Raw genomic sequence first — 12752 nt, forward strand, 5'->3', positions numbered from 1 at the left:
ACCGTGGTATAGACGGGAACAAGAAAATCAAGGGACGGAAAGAGCACATCATAGTCGATACGCTCGGCCTTCCGTTAGCCGTCGCAATCCATGAAGCCAACCTGCATGACAGCAAGGGCACCCCACAAGCCATAGAAAAACTCGCTTATAAATTTCCGCGCTTGGTTAAAATATTGGCGGATGGAGGCTACAGGGGAGATTGGGCTGATTGGGTCAAGAAGAAATTCGGATGGATATTGGAGGTCGTACTCAGACCGGACGAATGTCCATCCAAATTTCAAGTACTGCCCAAACGCTGGATTGTGGAACGCTCTTTCTCATGGTTGGAAAACTTCAGAAGGCTGACCATCGATTATGAATTCCTTGCTGAAACCGCAGAAGCTATGGTACAGATTGCATTCATACAAATCATGCTTAACAAATTTATCGAATGAAATCAAAACAGCTTCTTAAACCATTTCTGGAAAATGTTATAAGGGACTTTGTTCTTGACACAAAACGACTGGAGAGATTCTCCATGAGGCAAAGCCTCGGTCTGGTACTGAAAGTAAAACCTTTCAAGATCTTCACTGCTATACATAATTCTATAAATTTGGTTGGCAGCGAAGTTACCCATTTCAATCAATAGCCATTTTTTGACTACTTACAGAAATATCTTGCTAAAAAATCATCTGGTGTCATAACCGGAAGTTTAGACAAGGAAAAGTCTTTAACATTTCGGGTAACAATGACACTTACGTTTTCTTTTATAGCTGAACAATACTGCAACGCATCCTCAAAATCATCAAAACCGGAAGACAGCGCATTGTCAACAGTTTGTTCATCAGCTAAAGTTACATGCGAAAGTTTACGCAAATTAGATAAGAGTATACGTAATTCTTCAATAGGATGTTTTCGAAGGACATAAGCTGCTGTGGCATAAGTCAAAGGAGAGATATATAAAGACAATTCCCTTTTATAGACCAACGTAAACAATTTTACAGCAGCAGGATAGAACCTTTCACGCTTATCCAGCAAATCTATTACAACATTTGTATCAAGAAATGCCCTTTTCATTGATGCTTCTGTTCTAAATGACCATAATAGGCTTTCCGTCCGTTGATGTCGTCATCATCTACCGGAGCCCCAGCTCCTAACAGACTCAATACAATATCCGGAATTTCTTCCGTCTCTTCTCTTGAAGAGGTGAGACGCGAAAGAAAATCTTCAATAATGGAAGAAAGGCTTTTCCCTTCTGCTGTAGCGTATGCTTGCGCCTTGTCTACCAATTCCTTGTTCAGTCTGATTGCTGTCGTTGCCATAGCTTTATCCCTTTTCTGCAAAAATAAAAATTATTTTTGTTATAAGCAAGGAGTATATTTCAAAATCAGTCTCTTCCAAACAAATCCCTCGTATAAACCTTTTCCTGTACATCATCCAGACAAGCGTCATAGCGGTTGGCGATAATCGCCTGGCTCTGCGCCTTGAAAACATCCAGGTCATTCACCACCTTGCTGCCGAAAAACGTACTGCCATTCTCCAGCGTAGGCTCGTAGATTATCACTTCCGCACCTTTGGCTTTCACCCGTTTCATTACACCTTGGATGCTTGACTGACGGAAGTTGTCCGAGTTTGATTTCATTGTCAAGCGGTAAACACCGATGACGCACTTTTTTTCTTCTGATGGATTGAAATCGCCACGGTTATAATAATTATAGTAACCAGCTTTGTGAAGTACACGGTCAGCAATAAAATCTTTTCTTGTTCGGTTGCTTTCCACGATAGCTTGAATCAGGTTTTCGGGCACATCGGCATAGTTGGCAAGTAGCTGTTTCGTGTCCTTAGGAAGACAATAACCACCATAACCGAAACTCGGATTGTTGTAATGAGTGCCGATTCGTGGGTCAAGACAAACACCGTTGATTATAGCCTGTGTATTGAGTCCTTTCATTTCTGCGTAGGTATCCAGTTCGTTGAAATAGCTTACACGCAAGGCAAGATAGGTATTGGCAAAAAGTTTCACCGCTTCGGCTTCCGTTGTACCCATGAACAAGGTGTCAATGTTTTCCTTTATTGCTCCTTCCTGCAATAATTCCGCGAATGTGTGGGCTGCTTCATCCAGCCGTTTATCCCCTTCGGGTCTGCCTACGATGATGCGGCTGGGATAGAGGTTGTCATACAATGCCTTGCTTTCGCGCAGGAATTCGGGTGAAAAAATGATGTTGTCGCACTGCATTTTCTTGCGGATGCTTTCGGTATAGCCTACGGGAATGGTGCTCTTAATCACCATGATGGTGTGCGGATTGACACTCTTTACCAGTTCAATGACTTCTTCTACATGGCTGGTATCGAAATAATTCTTTACCGGGTCGTAATTAGTAGGTGCTGCAATCACCACAAAATCTGCATCACTGTATGCCTTTGCTCCGTCCAAGGTTGCGGTCAGGTTCAAATCTTTCCCGGCAAGATACTTTTCAATGTATTCGTCCTGGATGGGTGACTTGCGTTGGTTGATCAAGTCTACCTTTTCGGGTATCACGTCTACAGCCGTTACCTGATGGTGTTGTGCCAAGAGCGTGGCAATGGAAAGTCCTACGTAACCTGTTCCGGCTACGGCTATTTTTATATTCTTCATATCGGTAAGTTTATGTTGTTCTATTGTGGTTGTAGGCAATCGCTCATGCTTTTTAGGGATATATACTGCATCGGCAGTTGCAGTATATATTCATCAGCAGTTGCAGTATATATTCATCAGCAGTTGCAGTATATATTCATTTTTCGTGGATACTATCCTGTATGGTCTGTTCTGCCTGCCGCGCGTTCGGGGCGATGAGGTTCTTGCCGCCGTTGATGATGCAGGCAGACTTGGAGTCTTCCTACCCGTGTAGCTTGTCTGGCTCATCGTGATACTCCTTGAGCATTATCCGACGGTTTCAGCCATTCCAGGAAATCGAAGATGTTGGGTTCGTCCAGGTAGATGCCCATGCCGGCATAGCTGGCTTCATCAGGGTCTTCCGGGATGGTATACAGGTCTTCGTAAAGGCTGATCCGTCTGCCGAACGGTGTGGTGAAGTAGACCTGCCTTGCTGCCTCATGCTCCTTTTTAAAGATGTCGCTCCAGATGGTCTCCCCGTTCCAGCCGGCTGCGGCGTCATCCGTAAGCCGGACAGCAGGGCCGCTGATGTATGCCTTGTCCTTATAAAAGACGAGCTGGGCGGCGAGACAGCCGGTCCGGACATCCTCTGGGACAGGGCTACGGGACGTTACGTCCTTGAACAGCCTGCCGTCCCTGTGGCGCAAAGTGAATGTACGTCCGTCTTTTACGCCAATGACCGTATAGGTATCCAGCCGTTCGGAACGGACGGTATCGAGAAGGCCTGCCGCTTCCTGCAGCGGGAGCCTTTCCCACTCCTCCATTAAAGGAGCCGTCAGACGGCACTGCCTTGCCAAAGTAGCCGGCAGGGAATTGCCGTGTTTGTCCTGCCAGTTGAAGGCAAGGTCCGCCCATAACATCTGCCGGGCTGCCTGCTTTTCTCCGGCGAGCCGCAGGAACATCGGCTTGCGGCAGCGCAAGTCCGGATAGACATGCCGCAGGACCCTGTCTTCCCGTGCAAAATAGGTCAGCACATCGCTCAGACGCTGGAAGTCGCATGACAGCACGCTTTCCGTTATCCATTGCCTGAGGGCGCTGCAGGGGGCATCCGCCACAGCCTGTGACACAAGGTCGTGGACCTGTGAGGTGGCATTGGCACTCATGCCGGATCCGTCGCACCACCGGAACACCACATTGCCCAGGCTGCGGTACATGTCTTCGTAAACGCCGTCAAGCCCGATGGCGACGGTATTTTCCGTATAAAGCAGCAGGGAAAGGATAAGCCGCCCATCGAATGCCCGTGCATCCTGTTCCGCCAGATGGTGCAGCCTGACATAGATCCCATAAAAGAAAGTCACGTCGCCGTCCACGTTCATGGACGGATGGTGAAGGCGTTTCCATCGGGACTTGAACTGGTCTATCGTATGCATTTTATTTCAGGTGACAAGTTAACGGGTTGACAAGTTGACGAGGTTTTAGATGCCATTAGTGTAATCAGAACCTTGTTGCCTTGTCAACTGATACCTTGTCAACTATAAAAACAGGATGTATTCCGGCTGTACCTCAACGGAAGCGGTCAGGAGGTTGGGGAGTCCGACGAACAGACGCCTGATGCGTGAACCCTGCAGTTTTTGCAGATATCCTTCATAACCGTCCAGGAAACCGCCGATAATACGTACTTTCCTGCCTATCATGTCGGAGGATATTTCATCCGGCGTGTAATAACGTGGACTCTCGGAGGACTCTACGGCGTGGATGAAACGCTGCATGTCGGCATCCCTTACCGTCATGGGGATCCTGTAGCCGCCACGCACATAGCGGTACTGGATGGTGTTGTACGATTCAACGACTGAGTCGATGGAATGCCGGGTGTCATGCACGAAAAGCAGGTCCTGCATGAAAGGGACTTTCTCACGGCACCGTTTGCCATGCCTTACCGAAAGTTTCCACACCATCGGTGTAAAAGCCTCTATCCCCAGCTCCTTGAACAGCCTGTATGCCGGTAGCCTGGCGTTGCATCTTTTAAGGTCGCGCATGACGAACCATTTCAAACGGCCGTGTTCATCGGGCAAAGCGGCGTCTGCCGCCGGGATACCGTCCTGTATGTTAGGGTAAGATTCATTCATGGTTCAGGCAGGGACATTTCTTCTAATCCTGCAAGCTATTGTGAAATACTCAATAACAAGCAGTTATACGCGCCGGACTGTTGGCTTCTCTTTATTTTCATAAGATTGTTCCAGCTCCGTCACTGCTCCCAACAACGCCTGCATCGGTGTTGGTTTCCATGACGGATTCCATCCGTCTCATAATAGGAGATGTTCATTTTTCCCCTGGTTGAATTGTTATATATTATACGTGATACAGATTTGTGCATTTCTCACCACTGACACTAAAGGAGGTACACAGAGTCTTTTAAATTTTTCCTCTGTGGTACTCTGTGGCCTCTGTGGTGAATAGTTATGTTTCATTAAAATACATAGTCTATACCGCATATAGTATAAACTATTGTCCGTGCTAATCTGGGTTAATCCGCGTTTCAAAACAAATTCTGAATGGATAAAAAACAAGGAAGGTGTGCCGAAAAGTTAGTTTTCATTTCGGCACACCTTCCTTGTTTGAATGGGGTAGTTGTCGTTAGAAGTATAAATAACGCTGGTCGGTTACTTTACCTTTTTCACGCAGTTCGGAGATGCATTGATTTGCATAGGCTGAACTCATGGATGAGAGTGCAGATTCTTCTTTTTTAGCATCAAATTCTTCGCTGCCTTTGTTTTTGGCGTATACTTGAATCATATAGACACCTGCGTTGCCTTTGATAGGTGCCGATACCTTTTCTACGTCGGTTTTCGAAGCGTAAGCACTGATGGCAGGTTCGCTGGCATGTGTAACAGAAATGTATGCCGGGGCATTGAACGTTACGTGTTTTACGCTGTCGCTTACGGCATCTTTCATTTCTTTTATTTGTGCCAGGCTGTTGAAGTCCTTCATTTGTCCCATCAATTGTTCGGCTTTCTTGTTGCGGATGATTTCGTTACGCAGCATGTTTGCTACTTTGTTGATGTTGACGTAACCTTTTTTGTTGATGGCTTCTACGCCTACCATAATCATGTGATCATTGTCTCCACATTCGTAAAGCGGAGAAACTTCGCCAGCTTTAGCGTTGAAAATCCATCTCAAGGCTTCCTGGGTAGAGTGGATGTTGCCTACGTAGTGTGCATCGCTGGTGAAATCGGAACGTGGAATTACTGTGTAACCGGCTTCTTCTGCGTTCTTTTTCATGTCTTCCAGCGTTGTGTTCTGTGCTACGAACTGGCTGAATTTGTTATAAGCATCATTGTATGTTTCTTTGCTGAATTCAACCGGGCATTTGATAACGGCTACATCATATTTCGGTTTCATAGCCTTTTTGCTCATTACCTGAAGAATCAGGTTGGCTTGTCCTACTTTCAGGTTCTTCAGTTCGTTTACCGGCTGGTTGATAAGTGTCTGGATGTACTTCAAGTTGTCAGCATCCAATGCAGCACCTTCCCAGCTCATGGCATTCACCCATGTAGCTTCGCCTGTCTGTCCGTATGCTTTTGCCACTTCTGCAAAGTCGGCACCTCCCTTGATAGCATTGAAAATGCTGTCTGCCAGTTCGGTACGTCTTGTTTCTGTGTCTGCCATTACCTGAATCTGACGGAATTGGATAGAGTCGGGAGCCGTAGTCTTGGCAAGAATCTTGAACGTGTTGTACGAGTCATCGCCCGCATTGTAATAAGGACCGTATACTTCGTTGACTGACGCAGAGTCAAGACGGGCTGCTACATCTTGTGGCAGTGAAGTCTTGTTGATGGCTACGCCTGTATAGTTGACGGTAGAACCGGTAGAGCGGACAAATGAAGCATAGTCTGTAGTGGTTTTGTCCAGTTGGTCTGTAAATTCGGTTACTTCCTTCAATACGGCACCGCGGTCTTCGGCAGAAGGTACTACATGTACATCGATGTACTGGATGTCACGGGTCTCGACCGGTTGTTTGTAAGATTCCTTCCGTTCGTTGTATAAGTTCTTGATTTCTTCATCGGATACGGTGATGGTAGAATCGCTGATGCTGGCATAAGGAACCCCAGCCAGAAGCAGGTCGCTTTGTTCGGTGCGTCCCTTGAAAGCATCTTCTGCTGCCACCGGGTTCGAAATCAAGGATTTTGCAATCAGATTCTGGTATTTGGATGCCAGCAAAGATTGTCTCAATGTCTTTTCTACAAATGTCCAGAAGTTACCCAGTTTTTGGTAATACTCTACATATTGTGCAGGCATTTGTGATGAGCCCAGGTTGGCATATTCTACCAGGAATTTTTTCAGCATATCCTTGTCGAATGCTCCTGTCTGTGGGTTACGGAACGGAGTCTGCATCAGCAGCGGGTTCGTACCTTCATCGATGACTGCCTGAAGTTCTTTATCGGTAACAGTCAGTCCCAGTTTCTCTGCTTCTCCTGCTATCAGCTGGTTGGTGACATAAGTGTTCCATACCTGGTCTTTGACGTTTGTCAGCTGGTCTTCGTTCAACGAGTTCAGCCCGTTGGTCAGCTTGATGACTTCGCTGAATTCATCTACCATTTTTTGATACTCTTGTGCGGAGAGTTTTTCTCCATTGACTTCTCCGACGTCTTGTCTTCCCTGATGCGGCTGGAGAACTTTCCATGCATCACCCGCAATGAAAGCGAATAAGGCAAGACCGATTACGATGACCAAAAGTGGTCCTTTGCTTCTAATTGATTGTAAAGTTGCCATTTAAAGTTATTATTTTGTTTATTGTTTTTCCTTTTAGCGCACGAAGATACAAAAAATGTACGTAGCAGTGTCGTTTTTCCTCAAAAAAAATGATGTTTTCCTTATGTTTGAGGCATAACTTTCAGTTTGACCAGCTCTATTTTCGTAGCTGTGACCTTGATTATCTTGAAATGAAAATGGTTGATGTTTACTATTTCATGAGGTTTGGGAAAGCTTTGGAATTCGTGGAGAATCAGCCCTCCGATGGTTTGGTATTCGTCGCTTTCGGGCAGGTTGAGTCCGAATTCCTCGTTTGCCTTTTCAATTTCAAGCCGTCCGGAGAAAATGTATTCGTTGTCACCGATGGCTTTGGCTATGGTAGATTTGGTATCATGTTCATCTTCAATGTCACCCAGGATTTCTTCTACCAGATCTTCCATGGATACAATACCTGATGTACCTCCGAACTCATCGACTACTACGGCAAGTGACCGTTTTTGCTGCATCAACAGTTTCATCAGTTTATGGGTACTCATCGATTCGGGTACGATAGGGATGCGGCGTATGTTTTTGTGCCAGTCGGTGAGAGGCTTGAACATTTCAGAGGAATGGATATAGCCTACGATATTGTCAATGCTTTCTTTATAGACGATGATTTTACTGATGCCATGCTCGATAAATGTTTCTTTTAGTTTTTCGAGTGGAGTATCGAGTTCTACAGCTATGATTTCGGTACGGGGAATCATGCAGTCGCGTACCTTGATATTCGTAAAGTCGAGGGCATTGCGGAACAGTTCGATTTCGGTGTTGATGTTCTCCGGGTCATTCGTGTCTTTCAAGCTGTTTTCAATAAATGTGTCGAGGTCGACTTTGGTGAATGCCTTTTCTTTTACTTTTTTATCGACTTTATGTCCGGATATGCGTAAAATGCCGGTGGAGAGTGATGCCACAAGCCAGCTGATGGGATACAGGATTATATAGAAGATGAAGGCGGGTACGGCAAAAAGTCGCAACATGTGTCCTGGAAACATCTTGAACAATGTTTTGGGGATAAATTCGATGGTGAGAATCATGATTGCCGTAGAGGTCAGGATTTCGATGATTATTATCCAGGCAGCAGGCAGGGATGTACGGGGGAATGCATATTGCCCGAACAATTGTGTCATCCCGATGCAGAACATTACCAACGAGAGGTTGTTTCCTACCAGCATGGTAGACACGAAGTGATTGGCATCGTGGTAAAATTTGGAAAGAATCTGTGCCGACAAGCTATTGTCTTTCCTCATCTCGAAGCGTAACTTGCTGGAGGAGAGGAAAGCTATTTCCGTCCCTGCGAAAAAGACGGAAAGTGTCATGCATATGATTAGGTTAATGATAAGGCTCGTCATGTCACTTAATTGGTTTTCGGTTGTTGGACGGTATCTGCCGGTGCTGTATCTTCTACGGTAAAGATACCGGTATTATTGAATATTTGGTATTCGGTCATTTGCTGATTCGATTCGAATCCGTATCCGGTTAGTATTTTGTCGGGCTGTTCGATCCGGATATAGCGGTCGGAATAGATTCGTTCTTTGCCTTGGTCCCAATACATCAGTTGGGTGTCGAATTTGTCGCCCCGTTGGCTACGTATATGTACATTGCCGCGAAGTTCCCATAATTTCTTGGGTTCGTAATAAAAAGCCGTATCTGCTTTGATGCTGGCGTCTATGTGGAACAGGGTATCGAACTTTTCCAGGTAAATGCCTTTCTGGAATGCCCAATACGGGGTGTCTATCCGGCTGTAAACAAGCCATTCGGCTGTAATGATTTTATAGCGTATCATTCCAGAGTCGGAGATGTAGGTGGTTACTCCGGTGGTGCGCATGTCTGGGATGGAGTCTCCTTTTCCTACAGCTTCTGCCAGATTTTCTTTTTTCCCGCATGAAGGCAGTAAGACAACCATTAAAATTGCCCATACGGCAATCGTCAGGCACAGCGGTATCATGTATTTCTTTTGGTTCGGTTTATGTTGTATCATGTCGGTTTATCTTAAGATTATGGTTTCGTTTATCCATCCGCCCAAAATGACGGCGTTGCCTTTCTTCAGTCCCAAGCCGGCAAGTGCTTTTTCGGTAGGGATATGTTTCTGGTAGGTATTGATGAGCTGGGTTGCTTCATCGGCTGTGCTTGTATCGACTGATTGGGCTTTTTGCAGCTTGTCGATTACGGCAAAGTAAGTGCATTGGTTCAGGGTAGCTTCTTTGCACCAGTTGGGGTTCGAAGCATACATTTGCGCAATCAATATGTACGGTTTACCTTCGTCTTTATCAAGGGATATGGATTTGAGTGCATATTGTTTTGCCCGTTTCCATTGTTTGTCTTGAAACAAGACTCTTGCCGCGCGATAGCAATATTCGGCTTTGTCCGCAGGATTGGGGGCCAGCATTGCCGCCTCGTCAAAGTAGGTTATGCTTTCTTCTATTTTGCCCCTTTGATAGCATAAGCGTCCACATTCTGCTGCAAGTCCAGCTGTAGGCGTTAAGGTATAGGCGGCTTCTGAAGCCGTCAGATATACTTCTTCACCCGTGCACTTCAGTTGTCTCAGGGTAGAAAGAACCAGATTGATATATGCCAGGTCGGTTCTATGCTGTTCTATTTTGGGGGCATATAGTTTTTGTAAGTCCTCACAGGTTACACATCTGCTCTCGATAAAGCGGGTGTCTATGTAGTCTTTTGTTATCGACCATAGATGTTGCTTCTGTGGGTCGTTTATGGTGCTTTCCAAACGGAAGCGGATGTAGCGGGATGCCTTCAGGTAGTCTTGGATAAACTGTTCGATGTGTCCGGCATTTGTTTTCAACTTTTGCAGCGACAGGTCCATGAGGTCTTCCAGCATATAATAAGTGGACTTCTCTTTTTCCATGCCGATGGCTTCTTGTTCTTTTCTGTATGCCTTGTCTATATTGATGTCGGTACCCGAGAACATGACATAGTCGTGTATCTTCATCCCCAAGACGAATCCGGGGGTAACCGGTGTATGGGTCAATGTGTTCAATGAATCCAGATATTGTATGTGCTGGTCATGTATATTCATCAATTCTGTCAAGTAATCCTCTTCCTTTGTTTCGTTATCCGAATCGGCAATCAGTGCACGCAGGATTTGGGTGCCATCGGTGTAGATATTGGGAGATGCCCAGGGGGCTTCGGTAAATACTGATTTCCATGGGCTGTAGGCTTGGGCAAAATCATTTTTTTGCAGATATGTTTTATACAGGGCAATATGCTGTATGCACCGGACACTATCTTCACCGTGTCCGAAGCGTGAACCATCTTCTATTCCTTTTTGTGCATTGGCTGAAAGGGAACAGAGGAGCCATATTACCAATAAACCTGCATACTTCATGGCATTGCGGATAACCGCTTCCTTAGTTGACTTTCCATTTCATGAACCAGCGTTCGTTGAAGGTCAGGCCCAACTTGATGACAAAGCGGTTCTCTGATAATACATTGGCAACTGAAGGCTGCACGCGTACATATTCTCCTGTCAGGCTTAAGACAGTCTTGTATTGAAATACATTGAGAGGGAATCCGAATCCGGCACTGACACTGTATTCGGAAGGACCTTCGAATTGGGGAAGCTTCAGGTAAGGAGTGGCATAATTGAAGCCTACGCGGTAACGTACCCGTGCCAAGTAGTTTCTTCCGATGGGGTTGGGCAGGTATTCGGCTCCTATCGCGATTTTGCTGCGGTCTTTATACATATCGGTCTGGTTGTTGTATTTTACCGAACCCCATTTTTGCAGGGTATAGTCGGCACCGATGGTCAGCCTGTTTTTATGCATATATGCCACACCGGCACCGAATGTGTGCGGAATGCCATACGAATCGTATATGTTCGTTTCGTTTGTTGTAGAATAATTCGAATTGTCGGTAACTTGAATGCCTCGCGTGTCGGTCGAGTTCAGGGTATGTCCCAGTTCGTACACCAAGCCCAGTGTCAGGTTGTCAGTCTTGTTGATCTTCTGGGTGTATTGCAAGCCAAAATTGGCCACATAGCTTTTTACCCTGACTTCGTTGTAGACAATGGTCTGGTCGCTGGTAGTGTTGAATCCTACACTGGACTGGTAATTGAGCGAGCCGTACATGTATCCGGCACTTGCTCCGATAGAAAGGTTATCCAGTATCTTGAATCCCAGCCCTGCGGTAATCTGTTGCAGACCTCCGTCGCCATAAAATGTATTGGTAGCCGTATAGCTTTCGCTTCCTTCTACAGGGGTAGTGGTCGAAAAGTTATATCCTACGTTCGAAAACGGAGTGAATCCGACGGCAATACCCAAGCGCTTGTGCAGGCGGAACTGCATGGCGATATAGTCAAAGCTGGAGTTCTTGGCATTGGAACTGATGCCGTTTTCCTTGTAGTTCGAACTTTTCAGGCTCATTCCCATATCGAACATGAACGAAAGAGAGTCGACCGAAGATATGGATGCCGGATTGGTCAGGTTGATGTGTTCGCTGTAACGCAGGCCGTAACCGATGCCTCCCATGGCTGCATTGTTGGCAAAACCGCGGTCGGACAAGTCGCCCAGGCCATATCGTGTATAAGGAGAGTTCGTGCTTGACTGGGCAGAGGCCGTCAACCAGCTTCCTATCATCAAGACGCTGAGTAGAAGTGCTTTATTTCTTAACATTATAATTCAATATTCTGTTTAAACCTTTCAATACTAAAAATCTGTCTGCAAAGATGATACTTTTTAAGTTTGTATCAAAAGAAAATTTATCTCCTCCGGTTAAAAAAACCAAAAGGTCAGGGTATTTTTTTTGCATCAGACGGATATAGCCCATGATTTCGAACTCGATGCCTTTGATGACACCTGCGCGGATTGCGGTTTCGGTACTGTAGCCGAACTCGGGCAGGTCGCCTCCTTTTTCTATCAGAGGAAGCTTGTCGCAACAAGCGTTCAAGGCTTTGAAGCGGGTATAGATGCCTGGCGAGATGTTTCCTCCCCAGTAGCATCCTTGTGCATCGATGAACTCATAGGTGAGTGCCGTACCCGCATCGACGACCAGCAGGTTCTTGTCCGGACATAGGTAATTGGCTCCTACTACCGCTGCCAGCCGGTCCATGCCCAGTGTTTTCGGGGTTTTATACATATTCCGGATAGGTACAGGGGTTTCGTACGTCAATTCCAGAATGGGCAGGTCTATCTTCTTCAGCTGCCTGCGTATCGTATTGCTGAGCGAGATGACAGATGCAATGATGATGTGTCCGATGGGGTATTTGTGGCATAGCATGGGAAGATAGTCCAGCGAATGGTTTGACCCGCGGAGCACTTCTACCATCTCTTCTTTGTCGAATACGGCAAGTTTGGCAACAGTGTTGCCTATGTCGATAACTAAGTTCACTTCTTTTCGTTTTTTGCGGTGCAAAGTAAATTAAAAAATGAATAGGTCA

General features: G+C 46.0%; 12 protein-coding genes. 1 reads left to right on the forward strand and 11 read right to left on the reverse strand.

Annotation, left to right across the window (positions count from 1 at the left end):
• On the forward strand, positions 1-434 hold a 434-nt coding region (locus tag B5F25_RS10290), incomplete at its 5' end, for an IS5 family transposase (protein WP_140406916.1).
• 205 nt (positions 435-639) lie between these two features.
• Here B5F25_RS10290 and B5F25_RS10300 read toward each other — a convergent pair.
• The 11 genes from B5F25_RS10300 to B5F25_RS10350 form a co-directional block, all read right to left on the reverse strand.
• The gene (locus B5F25_RS10300) at positions 640-1056 is read right to left on the reverse strand and encodes a PIN domain-containing protein (protein ID WP_087249418.1); all 417 of its coding nucleotides are present in this window, start codon (positions 1054-1056) and stop codon (positions 640-642) included.
• Entirely contained in the window at positions 1053-1301 is a 249-nt protein-coding gene (locus B5F25_RS10305; RefSeq protein WP_087249420.1) for a DUF6364 family protein, read from the reverse strand. The genes B5F25_RS10300 and B5F25_RS10305 overlap by 4 nt, the downstream gene beginning before the upstream one ends.
• Before the next feature lie 65 nt (positions 1302-1366).
• Positions 1367-2614, reverse strand: a complete 1248-nt coding sequence (locus tag B5F25_RS10310; RefSeq protein ID WP_087249454.1) for a nucleotide sugar dehydrogenase — start codon at positions 2612-2614, stop codon at positions 1367-1369.
• 263 nt (positions 2615-2877) lie between these two features.
• Positions 2878-4002 (reverse strand): hypothetical protein, encoded by a 1125-nt coding sequence (locus tag B5F25_RS10315; RefSeq protein ID WP_087249422.1) that lies wholly within the window; start codon positions 4000-4002, stop codon positions 2878-2880.
• A gap of 102 nt (positions 4003-4104) precedes the next feature.
• Complete coding sequence (locus B5F25_RS10320) at positions 4105-4608, reverse strand: UpxY family transcription antiterminator (RefSeq protein WP_225226456.1); 504 nt, start codon at positions 4606-4608, stop codon at positions 4105-4107.
• A 598-nt stretch (positions 4609-5206) separates the two neighbouring features.
• Positions 5207-7342 carry a peptidylprolyl isomerase gene (locus B5F25_RS10325; RefSeq protein WP_087211000.1) on the reverse strand — a complete coding sequence of 712 codons (2136 nt, stop codon included), beginning with the start codon at positions 7340-7342 and terminating at the stop codon, positions 5207-5209.
• 101 nt (positions 7343-7443) lie between these two features.
• A complete protein-coding gene (locus B5F25_RS10330; RefSeq protein ID WP_087210997.1) occupies positions 7444-8709 on the reverse strand; it encodes a hemolysin family protein in 1266 nt (421 codons plus the stop codon).
• A 5-nt stretch (positions 8710-8714) separates the two neighbouring features.
• On the reverse strand, positions 8715-9338 hold the full coding sequence (gene lptC, locus B5F25_RS10335) for an LPS export ABC transporter periplasmic protein LptC (RefSeq protein WP_022039040.1): 624 nt from the start codon (positions 9336-9338) through the stop codon (positions 8715-8717).
• Positions 9339-9344: 6 nt separating this feature from the next.
• Positions 9345-10703 (reverse strand): hypothetical protein, encoded by a 1359-nt coding sequence (locus B5F25_RS10340; protein WP_022039039.1) that lies wholly within the window; start codon positions 10701-10703, stop codon positions 9345-9347.
• A 22-nt stretch (positions 10704-10725) separates the two neighbouring features.
• Positions 10726-11988, reverse strand: coding sequence for a hypothetical protein (locus B5F25_RS10345; RefSeq protein ID WP_087249426.1), 1263 nt, complete (start codon positions 11986-11988; stop codon positions 10726-10728).
• The gene (locus B5F25_RS10350; RefSeq protein ID WP_022039037.1) at positions 11975-12703 is read right to left on the reverse strand and encodes a type III pantothenate kinase; all 729 of its coding nucleotides are present in this window, start codon (positions 12701-12703) and stop codon (positions 11975-11977) included. Before B5F25_RS10350 ends, B5F25_RS10345 begins: the two co-directional genes overlap by 14 nt.
• Between the last annotated feature and the right edge of the window lie 49 nt (positions 12704-12752).

The sequence above is a fragment of the Bacteroides sp. An19 genome, from assembly GCF_002160215.1.
Lineage (GTDB): Bacteria > Bacteroidota > Bacteroidia > Bacteroidales > Bacteroidaceae > Phocaeicola > Phocaeicola intestinalis.

Coding starts and splice junctions, on each gene's coding strand:
- B5F25_RS10300 (WP_087249418.1), bottom strand. CDS start 1,056: ATGAAAAGGGCATTTCTTGATACAAATGTTGTAATAGATTTGCTGGAT.
- B5F25_RS10305 (WP_087249420.1), bottom strand. CDS start 1,301: ATGGCAACGACAGCAATCAGACTGAACAAGGAATTGGTAGACAAGGCG.
- B5F25_RS10310 (WP_087249454.1), bottom strand. CDS start 2,614: ATGAAGAATATAAAAATAGCCGTAGCCGGAACAGGTTACGTAGGACTT.
- B5F25_RS10315 (WP_087249422.1), bottom strand. CDS start 4,002: ATGCATACGATAGACCAGTTCAAGTCCCGATGGAAACGCCTTCACCAT.
- B5F25_RS10320 (WP_225226456.1), bottom strand. CDS start 4,608: ATGCGCGACCTTAAAAGATGCAACGCCAGGCTACCGGCATACAGGCTG.
- B5F25_RS10325 (WP_087211000.1), bottom strand. CDS start 7,342: ATGGCAACTTTACAATCAATTAGAAGCAAAGGACCACTTTTGGTCATC.
- B5F25_RS10330 (WP_087210997.1), bottom strand. CDS start 8,709: ATGACGAGCCTTATCATTAACCTAATCATATGCATGACACTTTCCGTC.
- lptC (WP_022039040.1), bottom strand. CDS start 9,338: ATGATACAACATAAACCGAACCAAAAGAAATACATGATACCGCTGTGC.
- B5F25_RS10340 (WP_022039039.1), bottom strand. CDS start 10,703: ATGAAGTATGCAGGTTTATTGGTAATATGGCTCCTCTGTTCCCTTTCA.
- B5F25_RS10345 (WP_087249426.1), bottom strand. CDS start 11,988: ATGTTAAGAAATAAAGCACTTCTACTCAGCGTCTTGATGATAGGAAGC.